Below are 22,986 nucleotides of genomic sequence, written 5' to 3'. Positions count from 1 at the left end.
ACATCATTTAGTCTATTAATCAAGAAATTAACAGTGACTTGCATTCATGAAACCCAATCGGCTTCTATGCTAATTATTATCCAAACTAATAGTCGGCTGTGCATCCTGCTCAGAGATCAGAGCAACTAGCAAATTGTTTATCAATTGAACCTTTTGTTTTCCATCCAATTGTAAGCTTTTATTTTTTTCAAAATGGGCTATTACTTCTTCGATAATTCCTATTGCATTTTGCACTATATGCATTCTTGCAGAGGTGATGGCATGTGCTTGTTGACGCCTCAGCATTGCCTGTGCAATCTCAGATGAATACGCCAAATGCGATATTCTCGCTTCTGTAATTTCAATTCCAGCAATATTCAATCTTTGTTGTAGCATTGACCGCAATTCATTTGAAATTTTGTCAGAGTTTTTACGCAAAGATTCTTCATCGTTTTCGCTATCATACGGATAATTACTTGCCAGTTCTCTAATTACCGAGTCACTTTGCACAAAAACAAAATCATGATAATTATTAACATTATAATATGCCTTCGCAGGACTACTCACTCTCCAAACAATTACTACTAAAATCTCTATCGGACTTCCATTAGCATCATTAACTTTAATTTTTTCTGTATTGATATTCTGAAATTTCAAAGAAACTCTATATTTACTCGAAAACGGAAGCGTTACGCATATTCCAGATTTAAAATAAGTTCCAATATAATGACCAAAAAACTCTATCACTCTTGCTTCATTAGGATCATTAACGAAAAATCCTTGAGAAAAAGTCAATATTGAAACAGCAGCGACTCCAAGTGCAATTGTGCTGTCATACAAAAAAGTACCAATAAAATTAACCCTAGCGCTATTAGTACAGGAAAAGCCCGAATTTTACTTAGATTTCTATCATTTATTGTATTTTTATCTGTACTGTCTTCATCAGATTGCTTTTTCACTTGCACCCTCTCTGCTGATTATTTCATCTACCTTACTTACAAATAATTTAAACTCTCTTAATTCACGATCAGGCAACTTTATCTCATTGCCATGAGCTATCGTAAGCGGATCAATATGTTTACCATTATATATAACTTCATAATGTAAATGAGGTCCTGTTGCAACACCAGTGCTGCCAACATAAGCAATGATTTGTCCCTGCTTTACTTTAGAGCCTAACTTTATATCGCTACTAAATTTGCTTATATGTGCGTAACAAGTTGAATATTTATTGTTGTGCTTTATTTTGATGTAATTCCCATAGCCACCATTCTTTCCTATATATTCTATTACACCTTCTGCAGTGGCGTGTATAGGAGTGCCAAGTTTAGCTGCATAATCTACTCCTTTATGAAAAGCAATTTTACCATGAATGGGATGCTTTCTATTACCAAAATTCGAGGATATACGAAAATCTCCGTTCAAAGGACTTACGAAACTCTTTAAGCTTATCCCCTCTTTATTAAAATACTCTTCTTTGCCGTTTTGTGACTCATAATAATATAAACTTATAGCTTTATTGCTTGTTGTGAGTGAAGTATATAAAATTTTTTCTTCAGCCTTCTGATCACTCTCACACAGAACTTCCAACTTGCTTTTGGGCACAATGTCTTTTTTAAAATCTACACCATAATCTTTATATATGCTGATTAATCTCATTATTGTATCTGGCGCCAAACCTTCTGCATCAAAAAAAGAGGATTTTATGTCACTGGATATGAATAACAACTTTCTATCACTTTCTGTCACCAAAGCAGCTTTTTTTTTTCTGATCCCGTCTTGGAATAACACTGAAGAGTGGGTTAGTGTCATTTCAGTGCTTGACCAATTTTTTAATCGAAAATGTTGTATAGCGTGCTGTTTACAATCAATTTTGCTGGATTCCAGTGTCTGGGCACTGGAATGACAATAGTCTTTCTGCGCAAATGTTTCAGTTGAATATGCTGGTAAAATACAAAGCAGTGGAAGTATTACCAGCCTCATAGTTTATCAGCAAAAATAAAATTACCTTCAACATACTGCACATCATCATTATCTTCTAGCTCTTCAACTAATATAGATAATTTATCAATTAATTCTTTGTCGCTAACTTCAATCAGGTCCTTTGGTTGCCATGAAAGACGAGCAAGTTCTGGTTCTCCAAATTTTGTATAGAAAGCGTCACGTACTTTACCAAAGTCTTTTACTTCACAAGTTATAACATATAATTCTTCTTTGTTATTTTCCTCAACATTCAATACTTCTAATTCAATTCCATAGTTAAATAAATCTTCAAAATTTATACCCTCTGCTTTATAGACAATTAAGCCTACATGATCGAAAAGGTAACTCACACATCCTGTTTCTCCCAAATTACCGCCTTTGCGAGAAAAGATATAACGTATCTCAGAAGCAGTTCGGTTGCGATTATTTGTCAGAGCATGGACAATAAGTGCAGCACCAGAAGGTCCGCAGCCTTCATATTGTATTTCTTCATAACTTTCTCCAGCAACGTTACCAGCTGCATTTTTTATTGCTGTTTCTATTTTATCTTTTGGTAGATTTTCCTTTCGCGCAGCAAAGATAGCAGAGCGAAGACGTGGATTGAGTTCGGGATCAGGCAGCCCTTGTTTTGCAGCAACTGTTATTTCCCTAATGAGCTTCGTAAATTTTTGCGAGCGCTTTGCATCCTGAGCACCTTTTCGATGTTTTATATTTGAAAACTGTGAATGACCAGCCATAAGAAAACTAATTCACCCCTTCTGCTAACATATTTTCATACTGCTCAGCTTCTAAGTCAAGGCCAAGAGCTAAGTGAGCTGTTATTAAATAACTAATAACTCTAGAAGAATATTTATCGCTTATCATATTTTGAAAACGCTTAATTGCTGCTAAATATTCACCACGCTTTAGGTAAAATTCACCAATAGAATACTCTTTTTTTGATATATGTTCTGTGATTAATTTTTCTTTTTCTTTGATCTCTTCTATATATTCGCTATTCGGAAAAAGATTAATATATTCAGTAGCTAGCTCTAAAGTTTTATATGCAATTTGTTGCCCAAGCTGCACTTTATTAATTTGCATGTAATAAGATAATACTCTTAAGTAATATACATATGGCAAATCTTCACCATTTGGATAAACGTATATATAATCATCCATATCACTTGCAGCACTGCTGTAGTTACCCATATTATAGTAAGAAACTCCAGATAATAATTTTGCTTTCATTGCCCAATAAGATAAAGGATACAAATCCTCTATCTTTTGAAATGCTCTAATAGCTTGCTTATATTTTTTCTGATCATAAAGCTTAACTGCCTCCTCATATAGTTCAGTTTCAGTGTGTTCCAGATCATTCCCATACGACTGCACAAAGGAGCAAATAAGGAGAAAAAAGCATATGATTAAAGTCTTATACATAAGATTTTTTTTGATCAAAATAAAGTATAGACTAAATATTACCTAAATAAACAAATTTTTGGCATTATCATCGAGCAAAAACCTGCCCTTTCCCTATATTACCTATACCAGCACCTGTTGGAACACCTTTTCCACTCACTTCTACGTTCTCTAGCTTTCTAATATAAGAATGTATGATCAATCCACTTCCGACCATCAAAAGAGCAATACCTACCAGACCTAAAGCAGGCCCAACAGCAGATGATGCTAATGCTACTTCAGAAATCAACATTATACTCCTAATTAGTAATAAAGAAGAACCAGCAAGCATTAACTTAGCTGTAGACATATTGCTTGTCTTTTTTTCAAATTTCTCATCAAAGCCTTGCTCTTTTTCTACTTCAGAATTTTTATTTTTCTTGTACTCACAATAGCAAAAAGTAGCACTCGCTACAAAGTAGAATATACTAGAAATTGAAAAAGCTACGTCTTCTATTATTCCTTGTGCCAATGCTTCGCTTACTATGCTAGCCACAATAACTAATGTAACTAAAGCAGCATCAGCATAGTTACAGTAATCATCAACTGTATAAGGAATGTCTCTCTTTTCTTTTTCTCCATCTTCAATATTCTCCAACTCTCGTTCTTTTTCTGCTATTTTTCTATTATTATAAATTAAATATAGCGTGCAAATAAGAGATAAGACTGTGAAAGGTAATATAATATGGCCTAATGCACCGCTTATAAGGCCAAGTAATACCTGATCGCTACATGTTTTTTCGAGCTCAATTGCCATCAGCAATGCAAATGGAACCATTGTTGCCAATGATACACATTTTCTATTTAGCTCTCTTTTTTTTAAAGTTAATAACTCCTGTTCCAGCTTCTGCTTTTTTTTTCCTTCTTCAAGTATTAATAATTCTTGCTCAAGTTTTTTTCTCTTTTTTTCTTCTTCATCAACTGTTGACCAAAAATCTCGAAAAAAATCCTCTATTTTAGTATCTTTCTCAGAACTTGATCTCTTAAAGGAAGACTCAGTATTAAAGCTATCTATAATAATACCAGTCATACAAACTTGACTAATTTATAAACTAATACATTATACAGGATTTTAACTAATCAGTCAATATTGTGAAATTATTAACTTTCTTTGTATACTCTTAAGCAATTTAGTCAATCTGTTTGATGCCAGCTAGAACGTAATTATAGCCTGACCACATAGTCATAACAGCTGCAGCCCACAAACAAATCACACCTATGTATTTAGTTGTTTCATAATCACTCATTATTAACGCCACTATAGCAACCATCTGAAAAAATGTTTTAATTTTCCCAGCTTTGCTCACAGGTAGACTAACGTTTGTAGCTATCAAAAACTCTCGTAAACCCGAAACTAATATCTCTCTACAAACAATTATAACTGACGGTATGATTGTAACATCATCTATTTTTTGCTTATAAACTAGCATGATTATTGTTGAAACTACTACTAACTTATCAGCAATTGGGTCAAATAATTTGCCAAAATTCGATTGGACTTTCCATGCACGTGCTAAATAACCATCAAAAAAATCTGTAATGCACGCAAACATAAAGATCAATATTGTTATTAGACTTGCATATTTACTTTCTATATAAAAGCTTGATATTATTGCCGGTATCGCGAGCGCACGAGAAATTGTTAGCAAATTAGGCACGTTTTTCTTAAGCATGTAAGTCACACTATTGGTAGATAAACTTATACAGAAGTACAACAGAATTCACAAGCTAATAGTTGAACATTCATAAAAACCCCATATACTTAAAAAATTACTAACAATAAGCTCAAAGCATGAATAATGATTTAGATAACACCACAAAACAAGAAGCACTTAAGTACCATAATAAAAGTGGTAAACCTGGTAAGGTATCGGTTATACCAATAAAACCCTTATCCACACAGCATGACCTATCACTTGCTTATTCCCCTGGTGTTGCAGCCCCATGCCTTGCAATAGCTAAAAATCCTAAAGCTATTTATGATTACACGGCAAAAAGCAATTATGTGGCTGTCATTTCAAATGGCACCGCAGTCCTGGGACTTGGCAATATCGGTCCTCTTGCTTCAAAACCCGTCATGGAAGGCAAAGCTGTTTTATTTAAGCGTTTTGCTGACATTGATGCAATTGATATAGAAGTTGACACAGAAAACATAGAAGATTTCATCAATGCAGTAAGGTATCTTGGTCCAAGTTGGGGGGGAATAAATCTAGAAGATATAAGATCTCCTGATTGTTTTATAATAGAGAAACGTCTAAATGAGTTGATGGATATTCCGGTGTTCCACGATGATCAACATGGCACTGCAGTAGTTGTTGCAGCTGGTATAGAAAATGCCCTCGATATTGTTGGAAAGAAATTAGGAAATGTAAAGATCATCATGAATGGTGCTGGAGCAGCTGGTATTGCGTGTTTGGAAATACTGAAGTCTATGGGTGCTAAGAACATAGTACTATGCGATAAACAAGGAGTAATACACAAAGACAAAAAAGAGGATATGAATGAGTGGAAAGAAAAATATGCAATTGACACTAAAGAACGTTCTCTACTCGATGCCATAAAAGATGCTGATGTATTCATCGGACTCTCTGCAAAGGATGTGCTCAGTGAAGGAATGTTAAAAAGCATGGGTAAAGACCCAATCATTTTTGCTCTTGCTAACCCTGATCCAGAAGTAAGGCCTGAATTTGCAAAATCTGTAAGGCCAGATGCAATAATTGCAACTGGTAGGTCAGATTATAACAACCAAGTCAATAATGTAATGGGATTTCCTTACATATTCAGAGGGGCACTTGATGTATATGCAAAGACAATAAATGATGAAATGAAAATTGCTGCTGCAGATGCAATAGCAAAGCTTGCTCGCGAGCCAGTGCCGCACGAGATATCTGCAGCCTATGGTGGTCGTAAAATGAGCTATGGACGTGAATATATAATACCTACTCCATTTGACCCAAGATTAATTTCTATAGTATCTCCTGCTGTTGCAAAAGCTGCAGTTACCTCAGGTGTAGCAAGAAAGGAAATAAAGGACTGGAATGAGTATGCAAGTCAATTAAAATCTCGTCTTGCTAGTGCTCTCAGCACGCTGAATCTATTGTCTTCACAATAATCAATTGCATATTTTAGACTTATAATTAAAATAAACTGATGACTATTACAATTCACGAGTTAGAGAAAATTATCAAACAATCATTTCCTGATGCTGATATAAAAATTAAAGACCTTGCTGGAGATGATGATCACTACCATTTAAAAATAACTTCCAAGTGTTTCTCTGGAAAGACAAAAATAGAACAACACAGAATGATATATAAGGCTCTTGAAGGTCAGTCTATACATGCATTGCAACTAGAAACTGGAGCTTAAAATTAAGGTGATATTTATGAACAACTTTGAACAAATAAAAAAAGACATAGCAGAAAACGATGTAGTGCTGTATATGAAAGGCACCTCTGACTTTCCTCAATGCGGATTCTCTGGGCTCGTCGTATCAATTCTCAAAAATTTGAATGTAAAGTTTAAATGCATCAACGTACTTGAGAATGATGAAATACGTCAGTCCATAAAAAGTTTTTCTGATTGGCCAACAATTCCACAAATATATATAAAGGGAGAGTTTATTGGTGGCTGTGACATAATCCGCGAGATGTATGAAAAAGGTGAATTACAGAGTTTATTGAAAGAAAAACAGATTATTTAGTAAGGAAATAAGCAAAAAAAATAGGCGTGCCTCACACCTAGCCTGATTAAAAACTTTAGTTTTTTGACTTTTGTACACTATTTGTACATAAGACATTCTCTTTAAGAAATGTACCAGGCCAAGTAATATTTGCCTGTACATCACTAATAGCGCGTGCCATATTTACATTTTGTTTAGCCTTTTTTATTAGAGAACTTAATGACGTACTGATTTTATCAATAATGCGCAGATCAGCTTTAGGAACACTTGCTTCAATTGCTTTCAGACCACTTTGCACTTTATCAAGGCTATCACTTCTTATGGCAGCAGCAATATCTATAAACAATCGCTTTAGCTCTCGAGGTTGATCTTTTATAGTAAAAAGATAGTCTGGAACGATTTCGTAATCACCATTACCATTTTGTGTGCAATATTCTTCAATAGCCTCTTTTGCATCGTAGTAATCTTGTGGATTATCAGAACAAGAATATGCTGCACAAGATTCATTTCTATAATAAGGACTCCCATTACTCTCAATGTTTTCTATTCTCTTCTTTACACTAGAAACTAAACCTTTTCCAAATACGATAGTATCGTCTCTGTCTGATTTTGAAACAGCCTCTAATAGAGTAGGTATTGCGTCTTGTCTGTAACTAAAGATAAATTCTATGCATGGAATATTACCCAAACTATTTCTAGGGCCTTCTCCACACAAAAATTTACTTGGAACATGTTGTATAAAAAAGTTAACTACATCACTTGAACTACTGTCTCCTAGCATAAGTAAAAATTCGGGAAATCTAGGATATTTATTCAAAAATAATGCACCATATATTTTATCGTCAATTGACTCCAATTCATTGTCAGAAATAATACTCCTTATCTTATTATAATCCTGCTCATTTATAGCTTCTTTTAACTTTTTATTTAAGTCAAGGTTATTCAACTCACGATAACGCTTATACTTTTCTTCACTAATACGTGGCATATAATACACTCTCTTTTTATAAAACATTTATACAATTAGCTTGCTTATTAACAATTATCAATACTTAGATAAGTATATTAGTAAGTATTTTTATAATTATTGCTAACACGGAATTTTATCTGATTTTTACTAAAAGTGTATATACAGGCTAAACCTTATCACCAGGCTTAACAAAGAGATGGCCCAATGTTATTAACTTTATAGGCTTATCTTCGTTATTTACTACCACCCAAACACCATCATCTTCATGATCAACAATTTCTATTGCTGTAAATACTACATAATTATTGTCATCAACAATCTTTATTCCAAGAACGCCATCATCACTTAAGCTTAAGGCCGAAGAAGGAATTTTATATGCAAATCTTTCACCTGAAGGGAGGCTTACACTAGCAGTCAGTCCTTGCAAGGATATAATCTCATTATCAGTTACCTTTACCTCCACTCTATAAGATCCAGTTTTAGGCTCAGCAATTTTACTAATAAAACTCACTTCACCTACTAATTCCCTTCCTTCTAGCAAATTAATTTGCGCTGCACTACCCAGTTTTATTTTATTTACTTCATTTTCTGAAACATACAACACTACAAGAACCTGATCAAAATTAACTATGTCAGTTATCTTATGTCCAAGATTAACAAAATCCCCTTCATTTACGTTGATCTTATCTATATAACCATCAATAGGAGATTTAATCGCAGTGTTTTCTAAATCCAACTCTAGCCTTTTTAGGTCAGCTTTTGCACTCTGCAATGCAGTAAAAGCTGCTTCCACTTTTATTTGTGCTCCATACCCTTTTGTATTCAATTTTTTAGAGGAATGATACTCAATTTCACGCTGATTTAATAAAGCTTTGGCTTTCTCAACTTGTGCAACTCTGTCATAATCTTCTATCTTTAAAATTACATCGCCTCTTTTTACTTTTTCACCATCAGACAAATAAATAGCAATAACTTGACCACTTGTTCTTGAGACAAGGCTTGCCCTATGCAAGGGATTTACTGTACCAGAAAAATTTAAATATACAGTGCGATTTTGTGGAGTATAATCCTGAGTTTTTACTGAAAAACTACTAATTGGATTATCACTATGAACCGCCTGATCTTTTTTTAAAAATGTACTGTTGATAAAAAACAGTAGAATAAGAGCAATACTGGAAACGATGATTACTTTGTTTCTCATCCTTAAACAGTAAAATTTATTGAACAATCTTGTTAGAAATAACTGCATAAATTTTCGAATCAGAAGTGTAAGTATAATACATCTATTGTCACTCTATAAACAGTTTTATGTGAGCAAATTTTTCTAAAATTAAGTAAGTTTGCTAAAACGCAATTTTAAATCAAGAAACCTTATCCGAAAAGTTATTATGTCAATATAAGAATTAACATTATATTATCATATAAGTACTAACGTGGTGTTAGTTTTATAATTAAGGAGTATATTATGACAAATCCTATACTAAACCCTCCATTTCAATGGAAGGCACTTCATGATTGCTATAGAGAATGTGAAGAAAAGTCCCCAGGTAATAGTTGGTGGGTAACAACAGAGCGAAATAATTGCAAGTGGTACTGTCGTCTGAAAGATACTCATGGCTTATTTAAATCTGATTCACAAGAAGAGTCGACACCTATTGATATAAGTAGTACATTCAGAGAGATTGGAAATAAATTCTATGATCTTGCAGATTCAGTGTCTGTTCTATAGTAAAATAAAGGTATCTATTCAGCAGAGTGGTAAAATAAGGTAGATGGGAAAAGACAACTATAGGAACAAATAGGTGTCATCCCAGTGTCAAGCACTGGGATGACACCTATTTGTTTTCGGTGCTTCCTTTCTTGTCATCCGAGTAGCCTTTGCTTGTCATTCAAGTAGCAGACACTCGAATCCATTATACTCCGTAAATTTAACTGGATGCCAGTATCTGAGCACTGGCATGACAACAAAGGAGCTACTTTCATGACACCCATTTGTTTATATGGGGTCTTTTCTCATCCACCTTATTTTGCCACCCTGCTGAATAGATATATTAGCATATATTTAAATAGGGTAATAGCCCATCACTAAATGGGTACCCAATTGCTCAACACTATCAATTTTAATTTGTAAAGTGTCCTTTATAAACTTGTTAGCCTTTTCTATGCTCATCGTAATTATATATTTATTTTTTTGAATACGCGATGAATAGCTACATTTATGTAAGTCTAAAATTTCAACAAATCTGCTTCTATCATCTTTATAGTGAAAAATTACGTTAACACCTACAGCTTCTTCTTTATCATATTTAATATCAATTTTTGGTTTATGGCCATAGTTTGCTCCAATAATCCTTCTTATTGAGTGTTCTACTGCCATTTTTATTATTTTAGGATTACTGCAGTCTGAAACAGGCACTGATTTATAATCATGAGCAGCTACTTTAGCATAAACCGACTGGCTTTCTAATTTATCTGAGTATTTTTCATTAAATTCCTTTATCTTTTCAAAATGTCTTTCATATTGAGTCAATCCATCTTTCCCTTTTTTCTCCATCCTTTTCAAGAATTCCTCTACTGGCTCTCGTTTGGCTAGAGTAATTTTGCGTATAAGCGGAATTTGTTTTTTCAAGCTAATCCAATATGGTAGGCAAACAACTTTTGCATCTTTCGAAAATAGACCTTCTAATTTTTTCACTGCATTGTATAAGTTTGCTGGTTCTGGTTTATAATGCCCACTATTATTGTCTATATAAGTTATTTCACCATTTACCACTTTCATTAAACCAGAACATAAAACTGGCTTACCACCTGCAAGAGTTGAATGACGATAAGCCCATTCGCTTTTGTTAACATTAATATGTTCATGAGTTACTAGCTTTCCGTCAAGCGTGATCACATAAGCTACACAACCTTTTTTATCCTTACTAATTTTATCAGTTGTATCATATAGTTTGCCTTTAAAGCCTTTTAACTTGTTATCTTCCATTTCTAGCATTAAGTCAACGTATAATTTTCCTTTATAAGGAATTTTGGTATATTCTGCTTGGTCATCTGGAGTAAAATACTTAACCCTTGTATTAGTTCCAGGAATTTTTCTTCCTTCAACTCCAACTTCTGGAAACAAATTATATCGTGGAAAAAAATAAGTAAAATTATTCTCTATCCAATACAGAATCTTATTTATGATACCAAAAACCTTTCTATTACCTAAATCAATAGAGAGTTGCTGTTCCTTTGGTACTGCTAGATGATTGGACTTTGTACCAGATTTGCCAAATTCTTTGGCAGCATATTTAAACTTTTCTAGTAAATATTCCTTACGTTCTTTTGATATTGACATTTTTACCTCACTTACTATTATTTTAGACAAAAAGTCAATCTTTCTTAAGATGTTCAGAAAAAAAGTAGCAGCAAAATAGCTAAACTGACTTAGATTTATCGACAATTTGAAAAATCATCATTCCACTACTTGTTAGCGAAATCTATGTTCGTACAGTTGCGCTGCCCAACAAACTTATGCTAAGCTGTGCTGCCACTAATTTTGCAACCGGTACTCTATAGGGCGAGCATGACACATAATCAACCCCTGATTTGATGAAAAACTCTATGGACTGTGGATTCGCTCCATGCTCTCCACATATACCAAGTTTAATTTCTTTTCTGGTTTTTTTGCCCCTTTCGATAGCTATTCTGATTAATTCCCCTACCCCTTCGACATCTAGCACCTCAAAGGGATCGTTTTTGAATATGTTGCTTTCCTTATAAGAATCGAGGAAATTAACTGAATCATCTCGTGAAAGTCCCATAGTTGTTTGTGTTAAATCATTAGTGCCAAAACTAAAAAATTCTGCGTGTTTTGCGAGTTTGTCAGCAATAAGTGCTGCTCTTGGCAGTTCTATCATCGTTCCGATTGAATAATTCACATCGAAATTTTTAGCTTCTTTCTTTACTAACTCGCATATCAGAACAAACTCTTTCTCGCTCATGATAAAAGGAATCATGATTTCAGGTTTCACTTCTATCTTCTTTTCTTTCCTTAATTCACTTGCAGCACTGAGTATTGCCCTAATCTGCATTTTATATATTTCAGGATGAGAAATAGCAAGCCTACACCCTCGATGGCCAAGCATTGGATTTTTTTCTGATAACTGTACTATTTTATTTTTTACCGATTCAACTGACTTATTCAGTGATCTGGCGATTTTTTCTATAATGGATTGATCATGAGGTAAAAACTCATGTAGAGGTGGATCAAGTAATCTTATAGTGACTTCCTTGCCCTCCATAATAGAAAACATTTCTTTGAAATCAGACTTTTGCATTTCTTCGAGTTTATTTAATGCATTTGCCCTTTCATTTTCATCATCAGCTATTATCAATTTTTGAATGAATTCGATTCTATCACTAGCAAAAAACATATGTTCTGTGCGACATAATCCTATACCTTCTGCACCGAATTCTTTCGCAATTTTTGCATCTTTTGGAGTATCAGCATTCGCTCTCACCTTCACTGTTTTGATTTTATCTACCCAGTTAATTATCGTTTTGAACTCTTGAGATAATTCAGGCAAAATTGTAGGGAGAATACCAAGCATAACCTCTCCTGTTCCTCCATTGATGGTGATTGATTCACCTTTATTTACTTTTATATCCCCCATAGAAAGAAATTTTTCATCTTTATCAATATAAAGTCCATTTAGACTACAAATGCATGGTTTACCCATCCCACGAGTTACAACAGCGGCATGGGAGGTCATACCTCCCCTCGCTGTTACTATTCCACTTGCAGCATTCATTCCATTAATATCTTCAGGGCTCGTCTCTGATCTTACCAAAATTACTTTTTTACCCTGCTCTGCAGCTTTTTCAGCATCACTTGCACTGAATACTACATATCCAGAAGCAACACCTGGAGAAGCTGGCAGTCCTTTGCCTATTACTTCTTGATCGATTTTAACATCAAGAACTGGATGCAATAAATTGTCAAAAGTTTTTGGATCAATTCTCAATATTCCTTCCTCTTTTGTAATCGCTCCTTCTTCTACCATATCAACTATTATGCGAATAGCAGCTTCGGCTGTGCGCTTGCCAGACCTAGTCTGCAAAATCCATAACTTACCGTCCTGTACAGTAAATTCGATATCCTGCATGTCCTTATTATGCCTTTCAAGTTTTTCACATACCGCGCATAATTCTCGGTAGACACTTGGTAGCAACTTCTCCATGGTACTTTCTTGCTCCCCGTCAATTGGCATAGGAGTATAAACACCAGAAACCACATCCTCACCCTGAGCATTAACTAAAAACTCACCAAAAAGCTTTTTTTCTCCAGTTGAAGGATTCCTTGTAAATATCACACCAGTTGCTGAATTATCATTCAGATTACCAAAAACCATTGCTTGTACATTAACTGCAGTTCCAAGGTTTTCAGGAATATTATTTATTTTTCTATAGGAAACAGCTCTATCATTTTGCCAAGAAGAAAACACTGCATTTACTGAATTGAGTAACTGTTCTTCAACGTTCTGCGGGAAATTTTTTCCTATTTTCTCATATACTACATCTTTGAAATCATTAACAATCCCCTTTAAAACATCAACATCAAGATCAGCTAAGCTTTTTGCTCCACTTTTTTGCTGTTCACTATCAATAATGTCTTGAAATAGGTTGTGGTCAAGCTGTAGTACAACATTCGAGTACATCATGATGAAACGGCAGTAGCTATCGTAAGCAAAACGTTCGCCACTTTTTTTTGCAAGACCAACAACGGTTGCATCATTTAGGCCAACATTTAGGACTGTATCGAGCATGCCCGGCATTGAATTCACACTACCAGAGCGTATGGAAACTAATAAAAGATTATTTGAATCCCCGAATTTACAACCGATGTCACTTTCGAGCATCGCCATGTAGTTTTTTATCTCGTTACGTAGATCACAAGACAATTCATTATCTTGACAATAGGCCTGACAAACAGCAGTGGAAATTGTAAAACCAGGTGGAACAGGAATGCCAATGTTACACATCTCTGCCAGATTTGCTCCCTTCCCTCCTAGTAGATTTCTCATTGCTGCATTGCCTTCACAGTTGCTTTGGCTAAAGTAATATATTAACTTTTCTTGCATTTTTTTCTGATTTTCACTAATAAACATACTATACATACTATTCTAATAAATTTGTCAGGCAGGAGTAATAAATTTTGTAAAATTCAGCACAATTAAATAGCCTCTTTTTCTTTCATTCTAGTGTCCCTATTGTCATTCAAGTCTGTCATCTCAATGAACTCTATGATATCATTCCAGCGCATGACGCTGGAATCCAGTTCGTCCATAATCTCAACAAAAACGTTGTGTTTTAGCATAATTTTGTGCTCAATATGCTTATTTATAGTAAAGACTTCTGGATTCCAGCATCAAGTGCTGGAATGACACCGTCATACCTGTTGGAGTATGAATGTAGCCTTATCTCACACTCCTGTCATCCCAGTACTGGGATCCAGAAGACTGATCAAGTAATAAGAACTAGTCACGCGCTGGCTCTCTTAAATTACTTTAGCTACAAGTGTTAAGAAATTTACCAATCAAAAAAAGGCAAAAGAATCCACATGGTGCTAATTTTATTACTGTAATTGATAATGTGCTAACGCTTTAAATAAGCGCGATCTGGCCGAATGTAGAAAAAATAAAAAAGGCATGCAGTCGCCATAATTTCGCCAATAAATACAAGATTTGTCAAGAAGCTTCTATTAAATGAAAGTTATGAAAAAATCTATTGCAAGTCTTTTAATATTCTGTTAAGAGCTGGAGCAAATAAAAATTATTATGTTTGGATTAGAGAATAAGAAATTTCTGATTACTGGTGCATCAGGCGGAATAGGCCAGGCAATTGTAGAAATTATGCATAAGGCCAGAGCAACTTTATGTATTTCTAGTACAAAAAAAGAAATACTCGAAGAAGTTGCTAAAAAATATGAAAAAAACATTCACGTACTTCCTTGCAACTTATCAAATCCTGAAGAGGTAAATCAACTAATAAATAAAGCAAGTGAGTTGATGAAAGGCTTTGATGGACTCATATGCAATGCAGGAATTACACAAGACAGCTTATTGTTGAGAATGACAGATGAAGCATGGCAAAAGGTGATTGACATTAATTTGACCTCCACATTTAAGCTAAATAGAGAAGCATGCAAGAAATTCATTAAAAATAATTGGGGAAGAATCATAAATATTTCCTCAATAGTAGGATTGACAGGAAATGCCGGGCAAGTAAATTATGCAGCATCAAAAGCTGGAATAATAGCTATGAGCAAATCTATAGCAAAAGAAGTTGCAAGTCGTGGTGTAACAGTAAATTGCATTGCTCCTGGGTTTATAGATACTAAGATGACTGAAGTTTTAAATGAAAAACAAAAAGAAAAAATATTAGATAATATTCCAATGAAAAGAACGGGAACAGGAGAAGAAATAGCAGCAGGGGTATTGTTTTTAGCAAGCGACGAAGCAAAATATATAACGGGGCATGTGCTTAACATCAATGGTGGGCTATTTATGTAGCAACACTTATTTATGGACAAATTATGAGTTTTACCTTAAAATAAATATGTATATAAATTTAGATTCACACTAGTTTATTATTTGGAGGCAAAAGAATGAGCTATGTAATAAAAAAACTTTTTCATGCTTTATGTATAGTGCTGTTTCTCTCTTTTTCAGATTACGCAAATGCTGCTAATGATATAGAGGATACAACTGCCCAAGTAATATGCAATATTATTGGTTATATTTGGGGAATAGGTGGGCCACTTATGACTGTAGTCATAATAGGTGCAGCTTTGCTTGCAATATTTGGTAGAATGCCATGGCCAGCTCTCTTTGCCTTAGGTATGTTTTGTGGTGTATTTTTTGGTGCCAAAACGATTATAACGAAAATTATACCCAATATAAGCAATGAAGTAAGAGAGACGTTGAATAAGTGTGGGGAAAGATAACCTAAAATAAGTGTGTTTTTGTGTGTATTGTTCCTTCATATCCTCAATTTGCAGCAAGCAAGAGCTATCTTTCGGTAAAGTTTTAATAGCTAACTCAGCGTACTTCATAAATTTCTCTAAATTACCTTCAATACAAGCCTTTTTCGTCAAAGCAAAATAATACATTGCCATATCAGCGCTACGTTTATATGCAATACTTAAATACTTCCAGACAAAGGCGTTATTTGTTTCTACGCTTGCAACCTGCTCTAGGTAAAAAATTGCCTTCTCTATTTCACCGTGTAATAATAAAGTATGAGATAACGCAAGTTTCACTAAATAGTTATTCTTCTCAGATAAATATCTAAGTGATTCTTCATACATTTTTATTGCTTCACTTAAATTTCCAGCTTTGTATAACATCTCCGCTTTTAATTCATATAAATAAGGATCATTGCGTGACTCTTGAATCAATGAATTAACTTTAGTAATAGCCTCTTCTATCTTTCCTTGCCTATAGTGAATTACAGCATTTACATACTTAGAACTACCTTCATATTTATTAGATAACACATGAATAGGAGCAAAGAAAGAGTCTAGCTTTGCAACCATACGCTCAAACTTCAGCAATTTATCTGCAAGGATTGGTTTTATATTGTTTTTAACCTTATAATTCTGTACAGCAAATATACGCTTATCACTAAGTGGGTGAGTGCGGAAATACTCTTCAGTGTTTTCATGCTCAATACTCTTAAAATAGTCAAAAATCTCTTTCATACCCAAATTATCATAGCCAGATTCATCTAAGTATCTTAAAGCATAGCTATCTGCTACACTCTCTTGCTCTTGAGAATAGTTAAAAAACAACCTTGAACTAAGCGTTACACCACTAAGCAAGATTGCACTCGCAACCTGAGGGTTAATGACAATACTAGAAACTAATCCTACCATATAACTAACCATTGCTATTGATTGAAAATAACCTACAGCACTACTCATTTGTAATACATGACCAGCAGATATATGAGCAATTTCATGTGCTAATATACCAAGTAAGACATAAGGTTCAGTCGAATATTGTAAAAGCCCTAAATGAATGAAAATGCTATTATTGTTAATTACAAAAGCATTAATCGATCTATCATCAACTATAAAAACTTTTATTTTATCATTATCAATACCCGCAGCAGAAAATAAAGGTTGCGCTAGATCCTTCACTACCGCTTCCACTTCACTATCTCTAATAATACTAACAGAGTAAGCGCTATTACAGTATACGAAGAAAAATAGTAAAACAAAAAGCCTAGACATGGAAGTTCCTTGTTTGTATAACTTTTAGGAATTTTACATTTTAACATTTAAACTATACGAATTTATAAACGCTAGTTTAAATTTTGAACGTAACTGATAAGTTTATCGATGGTAGTTAACTTAATTTTGTGTTGTTCAGCAAATTCAAGCAACTGGGGTAAGCGCATCATAGAGCCATCATCATTCACTAATTCACACCCTACAGCCGCATGACTAGATCCAACCAATTTTGCTATCTCAACACTTGCCTCAGTATGACCGTTGCGTGCTAAAACCCCGCCCTCACTTGCAATAATAGGAAAAACATGACCAGGGGTAATAATATCATCCTTAGTACTTTTTCCATCAATAGCGGTAAGTATCGTATGCGTTCTATCATGAGCAGAAACACCTGTTGTAATACCATAACGAGCATCGATTGACGTAGTAAATGCAGTGTGAGGAATAAGTGCTTCATCTACATTACTTCTCTTCATAAATTCAAGGTTAAGTTTATTCATGTAAAACTTTGTCATAGCTAAAAACACAATACCAGTGCCATACCTAACCATAAAAGCAATATGTTCTGGTTTCACCTTTTCAGCTAAAATAACCAAATCACCTTCATTCTCTCTGTTTTCATCGTCAACTAAAATGAATAATTTACCATAACTAGCATCCCTCAATACATCTTCCACAGAAGAAATATCGGGTAGACTAATTGAAGGATAAGTTACTTGTACCATGATTTACTTAAACTCAATCTTAACTATTTTATACAATTTCTCTCCATTTGGCACTATCACTTCCACATACTCACCAACTTTTTTGCCAATTAAAGCACTACCGAGTGGTGAATCCGTAGAGATCAACTGCTTTGAAGCATCAGCTTCATATCCACCTACAATCTTATAAACATATTCAATTTCACTGTTATCATCATTTAACATGCTTATCGTAACAGTTGCACCAAACATTACTGTATCACCAGACAAATTTTTTACTTCTATCACTTCTGCATGTGAAAGTTTACTTTCTACCTCAATTATACGGCCTTCAATAAAACTTAATCTCTCCCGTGCTGCATGATATTCTGCATTTTCGGATAAATCGCCTTGATCACGAGCATCAGAAATAGCCTGTATGATAGAAGGCTTTTCTTCCTTTAATTTCTCAAGTTCGACTTGCATACTCTCAAAACCTTCCCTTGTAATAGGAAACTTGTTAACAATGGATGAAGTCATAATCACCGCCTAAACGCAATTAAATTGAGTGACAAAATCACTCACAATACCAAGAATATCATCTTTTATATCATCATTCATGTCACCCGACAACTTTTTTAAAACTCCAGGGTGAACAGTTTGAAAATAATTGATAAGATCACACTCGAACCTATTGATGTTGCTCACCTGTACCTTATTTAATTGACCATACAGATTAGAAAAGATATACATAAGCAATACTTGCTCTTCTATTTGCATAGGTGAATACTGTTTTTGCTTTAATAATTCAATAAGGTATTTACCTTTGTTTAAGGACAATTGAACAGTAGCATCAAGATCAGAACCAAATTTAGCAAAGTCTTCCAGTTCTCTATATTGGGCCAAACTTAGCTTTATAGAACCAGCAACTTTTTTCACAGATTTCAATTGTGCAGCAGAGCCAACCCGAGAAACCGATAAACCTATATTCACTGCAGGGCGAAATCCTTTGTGAAACAATTCAGACTCAAGAAAAATTTGTCCATCGGTAATTGAAATCACATTAGTTGGAACATATGCAGATACATCACCAGCCTGAGTCTCAATAATCGGCAAAGCAGTCAAAGATCCCTGTCCTTTTTCATCAGACATTTTAGCAGCTCTTTCAAGCAAGCGAGAGTGTACATAGAATATATCTCCAGGATAAGCTTCACGACCAGGAGGACGTCTGAGCAATAAGGACATCTGCCTATATGCCACAGCATGCTTAGATAAATCATCATATACCACCAAGCAATGCATTCCATTATCACGGAAAAATTCTCCAATAGTGCAACCGGTATAAGGTGCTAAAAATTGCATAGGCGCGCAGTCAGATGCGCTAGCCACAACTACGGTTGTATACTCTAATGCTCCACTTTCTTTTAGCTTATTCACCACTTTTGCTACCGTCGAAATTTTTTGTCCAATAGCAACATAAACACAGTAAATTTTTTGATTTTCGTTTACCTCATCATTAATCTTCTTCTGATTGATAATAGTATCAATCGCAATAGTGGTTTTACCAATTTGTCTATCGCCAATAATTAATTCACGTTGCCCTCTACCTATAGGAATCAACAAATCTATAATTTTAATTCCTGTCTGCAGAGGTTCATGCACAGATTTACGGTCAATAATACCTGGCGCTTTAGATTCTATATACATTTTGTTCTTGGCTCTAATTTCTCCGCCATCGTCTATAGGATCGCCTAATGCATTTACAACTCTCCCTAATAATTCATGACCTACAGGCACCTGTACAACATCGCCACTACATTTTACAACGTCCCCTTCTTTTACATCACGGTCATTGCCAAGCACAACTATTCCAGCTGTATCATGATCTAAATCAAGAACTATTCCTTCTACACCGCTTGCAAAAGATACCTTTTCACCAAACTTTGCTTTTTCCAGCCCATAGACCAATGTGATACCATCCGTTACTGAAATTACTTCACCTATATTTTCTCGTTTTATAGGATTATCAAATGTCTCAACCTTCTCTTTTATTATGTTTACTACTTCAGAGGCATTTATGCTATTCTTCATATAGAATTCCTTATTTTCAACATTTCCATTTTACTCAAATCAACCAATCTATCCAAATAACTCTTAAGCGAAGCATCAATCAAGTTAAAACCATACCTAACTACGAAGCCACCTAGTATAGAAGGATCAACCACATTACTGACTTTTATTATTTTACCAAGAAAGTTCAAAGATTCAGTAATTATTTTTATATCAGGTTTCTTTAAAACCTCTGCTGATTTTATAGTAATTTCCAATTCGTTTTCACTTTCCCTTACAAGATTTAAGAATTTTTCTAATATAAGGATTAATAAACGGGAGCGCTTGTTTGCAAGTGTAACCATAATAAATTTGACTAAGTTTTCACTCAAGTTCTTATTTATAGAAAGTATCGCTTCTTTTTTGTGCAAAAGAGAAACCATAGGATGAGATAGATACACAAAAACATCACTTTGATCTTTAAAAAAAGCTAACAAAAATTCTACTTCTTTTCTTATAATACCTAATCTGCTTCCTGAGACATGAAACAGTGCTCTAGCATAAGATGAAACTAAATTATTGTTTTTCATATTAAATTACCTATTCTAGTAAATCTAAGTTATTTAAGCTACCATTCCTCAATCCAAGCATTTTTTATATAAATAGGTCTTCTCCTTAAGGAAAGAAAACATAAATCATATCTGACTGAATAATCTAAAAAATCAAGATTTTTACTTAAGAAATATTTAGAAGAATTTATAATAGACTGACACTGAAAATGAGATATCGGTACTTCTTTTCCAAATAAACTTGTTTTAACTTCTATAAAAATCAGCTCCTTTTTTTTAGATACAATTAAGTCAATTTCACCCAACTTACAACGGAAGCGACGTTTTATAACATTATAGAATTTCAGCTTTAAATATATCGAAACTAACAATTCTCCAAAGTAACCTACAAAATAGCGTAACCTACTTACCATAAAAAGAATAATTAGCTTTGTGTAACTACTTTGCTTCCTTTTTTATTTTTACTATAAATCTCACCTTTTGCTGAAATATCTCTATCAACTAGCTCTATCACTGCCATTGGAGCACAATCACCCTTTCGAGTACCAAATTTTATTATTCTAGAATATCCACCTTTACGGTCTTGATAACGATTAGCTAGAACGCTTAATAATTTATCAACTACTAACTTACTATTATGAAGACGTGAAAGCAAAAGCCTTCTACCATGTAAAGAATCGTTATTCTTAGCAATTGTAATAAACTTTTCCACATATGGACGAAGTGCTTTAGCCTTTGGTAAAGTAGTTACAATCTGCTCATGATTAATTAACGAGATAGATAGATTCTTTAACATTGATAACCTATGCTCGGTACAACGAGACAGTTTATTTTTCTTTATTCCATGTTTCATATACTACCTAATCCTCATCAGTATGTTGTTTAGCCAGTTCATCTATATCCTTAGGCGGCCAATTTGGTATATTCATACCCAAAGACAAACCTGAATTATTTAAAATTGCCTTGATTTCATTCAAAGACTTTCGGCCAAAATTAGCAGTTCTTAACATTTCAACTTCCGTCTTTTGCACAAGATCACCTATATAAGTGATATTTTCATTTTTCAGACAGTTATGAGATCTAACAGATAATTCCATTTCATCTACTTTACGCAATAGAACAGGATCATAGCCCAAATCTTTAGCACCACTAGACAAAGAAACCTGCGATTTTTTATAACTAATATCAGAACTAATAAAAGGCTGAAGTTGCTCCTGTAATATTCTTGCAGCATAGTCAACAGCTTGACTTGGAGAGATTGTACCATCAGTTTCAATTGACAATATCAGCTTATCTTTATCAGTAACTTGACCAACACGACTATTCTCTACTCTATACGAAACCCTCTCAACAGGACTATATAAAGCATTAACTGGAATAAAACCAATTAAATCTTGTTCATTCATAGACTTTAAAAATTCATTTTCTTTATATTTATTTACAGAAAGATAACCTTTTCCACTAGCAACATATATAGTAATGTTAAGCTCCACATCTTGACCTAGTGTACATATCACCAAATCTTTATTAACAATAGAGCATTGGTCATCAGTTTCTATCATTCCAGCTAATACTTGACAAGGCCCTTTAGCGCTCAAATTTAAGCACTTATTAGACGTGTTATTTAGCTTACATCTCAACATGCCCATATTTAATGCTATATCAGTTATGTCTTCCCTAACTCCTTGGATCGAAGTAAATTCATGATTCACGCCTTCAATTTTTATTCCATAAACAGCACTACCGCGAAGAGAAGACAACATTACACGCCTTAATGCATGACCCAACGTTAAAGCAAAACCACTTTCCAAAGGTTCTAGAACTATATCACTTTTTTTACTTGAATCACCTGATATTACCTTAATCGCATTAGGCTTAGTTAATCTATCTAAATTTCCACAGAAAGAAACACTATCACTATAATACATACAAAAACCTTCCAAATATCCTATACTCTTCTTTTTTTCCTTAATCTACACCCATTATGAGGTATCGCCGTTTTATCTGCAATTGAAGTGACAGTCAATCCACAATTCCGAAGTGCTTTAACTGCAGCTTCTGCACCAAAACCAGGACCACGAATTATTACAGAAACAACCTTCATACCAAATCTCTCTATTACTTTCTTCGCAGCAGAATCGGCAACCTTACCTGCAGCATAAGGTGTGGATTTTCTCGAACCAGAAAAACCACATGCACCAACAGAAGTCTGGTAAAGCGTATTACCACAAACATCAGTCACATTTACAAAAGTATTATTAAAAGTTGCACGAATATGGACAATACCAGTAATAAACCTTTTTGTATTCTTACCAACCGTTTTAACTTTTTTCATAAAAACTCACGATAAT

Annotated in this window: 25 protein-coding genes and 1 pseudogene; 6 read left to right on the top strand and 20 right to left on the bottom strand. The window is 34.2% G+C overall.

Features of this window, described 5'->3' with window-relative positions:
• Positions 1-69: 69 nt before the first annotated feature.
• The 6 genes and pseudogenes from AAGD63_RS01960 to pgsA form a co-directional block, all read right to left on the bottom strand.
• A pseudogene (locus tag AAGD63_RS01960) lies at positions 70-938 on the bottom strand (SPFH domain-containing protein).
• The gene (locus AAGD63_RS01955) at positions 922-1,962 is read right to left on the bottom strand and encodes a M23 family metallopeptidase (RefSeq protein ID WP_341813632.1); all 1,041 of its coding nucleotides are present in this window, start codon (positions 1,960-1,962) and stop codon (positions 922-924) included. Before AAGD63_RS01955 ends, AAGD63_RS01960 begins: the two are co-directional and overlap by 17 nt.
• The gene (locus AAGD63_RS01950; protein WP_211907905.1) at positions 1,959-2,699 is read right to left on the bottom strand and encodes a YebC/PmpR family DNA-binding transcriptional regulator; all 741 of its coding nucleotides are present in this window, start codon (positions 2,697-2,699) and stop codon (positions 1,959-1,961) included. Before AAGD63_RS01950 ends, AAGD63_RS01955 begins: the two co-directional genes overlap by 4 nt.
• Before the next feature lie 7 nt (positions 2,700-2,706).
• On the bottom strand, positions 2,707-3,384 hold the full coding sequence (gene bamD / locus AAGD63_RS01945; RefSeq protein ID WP_264330555.1) for an outer membrane protein assembly factor BamD: 678 nt from the start codon (positions 3,382-3,384) through the stop codon (positions 2,707-2,709).
• A gap of 67 nt (positions 3,385-3,451) precedes the next feature.
• Positions 3,452-4,432 (bottom strand): hypothetical protein, encoded by a 981-nt coding sequence (locus tag AAGD63_RS01940; protein ID WP_341813631.1) that lies wholly within the window; start codon positions 4,430-4,432, stop codon positions 3,452-3,454.
• A 100-nt stretch (positions 4,433-4,532) separates the two neighbouring features.
• Positions 4,533-5,075 carry a CDP-diacylglycerol--glycerol-3-phosphate 3-phosphatidyltransferase gene (pgsA, locus tag AAGD63_RS01935; RefSeq protein WP_264330557.1) on the bottom strand — a complete coding sequence of 181 codons (543 nt, stop codon included), beginning with the start codon at positions 5,073-5,075 and terminating at the stop codon, positions 4,533-4,535.
• Positions 5,076-5,194: 119 nt separating this feature from the next.
• On the opposite strand from pgsA, the gene AAGD63_RS01930 reads away from it, so the two are divergent.
• Genes AAGD63_RS01930 through grxD form a run of 3 tightly spaced genes read left to right on the top strand, consistent with a single transcriptional unit; the run spans position 5,195 to position 7,105 of the window.
• Positions 5,195-6,514 carry a malic enzyme-like NAD(P)-binding protein gene (locus AAGD63_RS01930; protein ID WP_341813630.1) on the top strand — a complete coding sequence of 440 codons (1,320 nt, stop codon included), beginning with the start codon at positions 5,195-5,197 and terminating at the stop codon, positions 6,512-6,514.
• Between the two features lie 38 nt (positions 6,515-6,552).
• Positions 6,553-6,771 (top strand): BolA/IbaG family iron-sulfur metabolism protein, encoded by a 219-nt coding sequence (locus AAGD63_RS01925; RefSeq protein ID WP_264377690.1) that lies wholly within the window; start codon positions 6,553-6,555, stop codon positions 6,769-6,771.
• A gap of 16 nt (positions 6,772-6,787) precedes the next feature.
• Positions 6,788-7,105, top strand: coding sequence for a Grx4 family monothiol glutaredoxin (gene grxD / locus AAGD63_RS01920; protein ID WP_341813629.1), 318 nt, complete (start codon positions 6,788-6,790; stop codon positions 7,103-7,105).
• A 55-nt stretch (positions 7,106-7,160) separates the two neighbouring features.
• On the opposite strand, the gene AAGD63_RS01915 is transcribed toward grxD, so the two are convergent.
• Entirely contained in the window at positions 7,161-8,072 is a 912-nt protein-coding gene (locus AAGD63_RS01915) for a hypothetical protein (RefSeq protein WP_341813628.1), read from the bottom strand.
• 148 nt (positions 8,073-8,220) lie between these two features.
• Positions 8,221-9,255, bottom strand: a complete 1,035-nt coding sequence (locus AAGD63_RS01910) for an efflux RND transporter periplasmic adaptor subunit (protein ID WP_341813627.1) — start codon at positions 9,253-9,255, stop codon at positions 8,221-8,223.
• 264 nt (positions 9,256-9,519) lie between these two features.
• Between AAGD63_RS01910 and AAGD63_RS01905 the strand changes: the two genes are divergently transcribed.
• Positions 9,520-9,783, top strand: coding sequence for a hypothetical protein (locus tag AAGD63_RS01905; protein WP_264330562.1), 264 nt, complete (start codon positions 9,520-9,522; stop codon positions 9,781-9,783).
• A 333-nt stretch (positions 9,784-10,116) separates the two neighbouring features.
• Here AAGD63_RS01905 and AAGD63_RS01900 read toward each other — a convergent pair whose 3' ends face one another.
• From AAGD63_RS01900 to AAGD63_RS01890, 3 genes are all read right to left on the bottom strand, one after another.
• Entirely contained in the window at positions 10,117-11,394 is a 1,278-nt protein-coding gene (locus AAGD63_RS01900; RefSeq protein ID WP_341813626.1) for a hypothetical protein, read from the bottom strand.
• A gap of 142 nt (positions 11,395-11,536) precedes the next feature.
• Positions 11,537-14,206: a pyruvate, phosphate dikinase gene (gene ppdK, locus AAGD63_RS01895; RefSeq protein ID WP_341813625.1), complete on the bottom strand. Its 2,670-nt coding sequence runs from the start codon at positions 14,204-14,206 to the stop codon at positions 11,537-11,539.
• Positions 14,207-14,271: 65 nt separating this feature from the next.
• Entirely contained in the window at positions 14,272-14,415 is a 144-nt protein-coding gene (locus AAGD63_RS01890; RefSeq protein ID WP_341813624.1) for a hypothetical protein, read from the bottom strand.
• A gap of 460 nt (positions 14,416-14,875) precedes the next feature.
• Between AAGD63_RS01890 and fabG the strand changes: the two genes are divergently transcribed.
• Positions 14,876-15,610 carry a 3-oxoacyl-[acyl-carrier-protein] reductase gene (gene fabG, locus AAGD63_RS01885; RefSeq protein WP_264330565.1) on the top strand — a complete coding sequence of 245 codons (735 nt, stop codon included), beginning with the start codon at positions 14,876-14,878 and terminating at the stop codon, positions 15,608-15,610.
• 95 nt (positions 15,611-15,705) lie between these two features.
• Positions 15,706-16,044: a TrbC/VirB2 family protein gene (locus AAGD63_RS01880; protein WP_341813623.1), complete on the top strand. Its 339-nt coding sequence runs from the start codon at positions 15,706-15,708 to the stop codon at positions 16,042-16,044.
• Here AAGD63_RS01880 and AAGD63_RS01875 read toward each other — a convergent pair.
• The 9 genes from AAGD63_RS01875 to rpsK all read right to left on the bottom strand — a co-directional run bounded on the left by AAGD63_RS01875 (position 15,934) and on the right by rpsK (position 22,970).
• Positions 15,934-17,334: a M48 family metalloprotease gene (locus AAGD63_RS01875; protein ID WP_341813622.1), complete on the bottom strand. Its 1,401-nt coding sequence runs from the start codon at positions 17,332-17,334 to the stop codon at positions 15,934-15,936. The two genes, AAGD63_RS01880 and AAGD63_RS01875, sit on opposite strands and share 111 nt — an antisense overlap.
• A gap of 71 nt (positions 17,335-17,405) precedes the next feature.
• Entirely contained in the window at positions 17,406-18,059 is a 654-nt protein-coding gene (ribB, locus tag AAGD63_RS01870; RefSeq protein ID WP_341813621.1) for a 3,4-dihydroxy-2-butanone-4-phosphate synthase, read from the bottom strand.
• Between the two features lie 3 nt (positions 18,060-18,062).
• Entirely contained in the window at positions 18,063-18,557 is a 495-nt protein-coding gene (gene greA / locus AAGD63_RS01865) for a transcription elongation factor GreA (protein WP_341813620.1), read from the bottom strand.
• 9 nt (positions 18,558-18,566) lie between these two features.
• Positions 18,567-20,108, bottom strand: a complete 1,542-nt coding sequence (atpA, locus tag AAGD63_RS01860; protein WP_007302558.1) for a F0F1 ATP synthase subunit alpha — start codon at positions 20,106-20,108, stop codon at positions 18,567-18,569.
• Positions 20,105-20,656, bottom strand: coding sequence for an ATP synthase F1 subunit delta (gene atpH / locus AAGD63_RS01855; RefSeq protein ID WP_341813619.1), 552 nt, complete (start codon positions 20,654-20,656; stop codon positions 20,105-20,107). Before atpH ends, atpA begins: the two co-directional genes overlap by 4 nt.
• 38 nt (positions 20,657-20,694) lie before the next feature.
• Positions 20,695-21,048, bottom strand: coding sequence for a YraN family protein (locus tag AAGD63_RS01850; protein WP_264330569.1), 354 nt, complete (start codon positions 21,046-21,048; stop codon positions 20,695-20,697).
• An 11-nt stretch (positions 21,049-21,059) separates the two neighbouring features.
• Positions 21,060-21,488 (bottom strand): 50S ribosomal protein L17, encoded by a 429-nt coding sequence (rplQ, locus tag AAGD63_RS01845; RefSeq protein WP_010404731.1) that lies wholly within the window; start codon positions 21,486-21,488, stop codon positions 21,060-21,062.
• Between the two features lie 7 nt (positions 21,489-21,495).
• Complete coding sequence (locus AAGD63_RS01840) at positions 21,496-22,563, bottom strand: DNA-directed RNA polymerase subunit alpha (RefSeq protein WP_341813618.1); 1,068 nt, start codon at positions 22,561-22,563, stop codon at positions 21,496-21,498.
• A 20-nt stretch (positions 22,564-22,583) separates the two neighbouring features.
• Positions 22,584-22,970, bottom strand: coding sequence for a 30S ribosomal protein S11 (gene rpsK, locus AAGD63_RS01835; protein ID WP_006012273.1), 387 nt, complete (start codon positions 22,968-22,970; stop codon positions 22,584-22,586).
• Between the last annotated feature and the right edge of the window lie 16 nt (positions 22,971-22,986).

It is taken from the genome of Wolbachia endosymbiont (group B) of Germaria angustata (genome assembly GCF_964026725.1).
Lineage (GTDB): Bacteria > Pseudomonadota > Alphaproteobacteria > Rickettsiales > Anaplasmataceae > Wolbachia > Wolbachia pipientis_C.
Note: the sequence above shows the minus strand (reverse complement) of the source record. Positions and strands in the feature narration are given on the sequence as shown.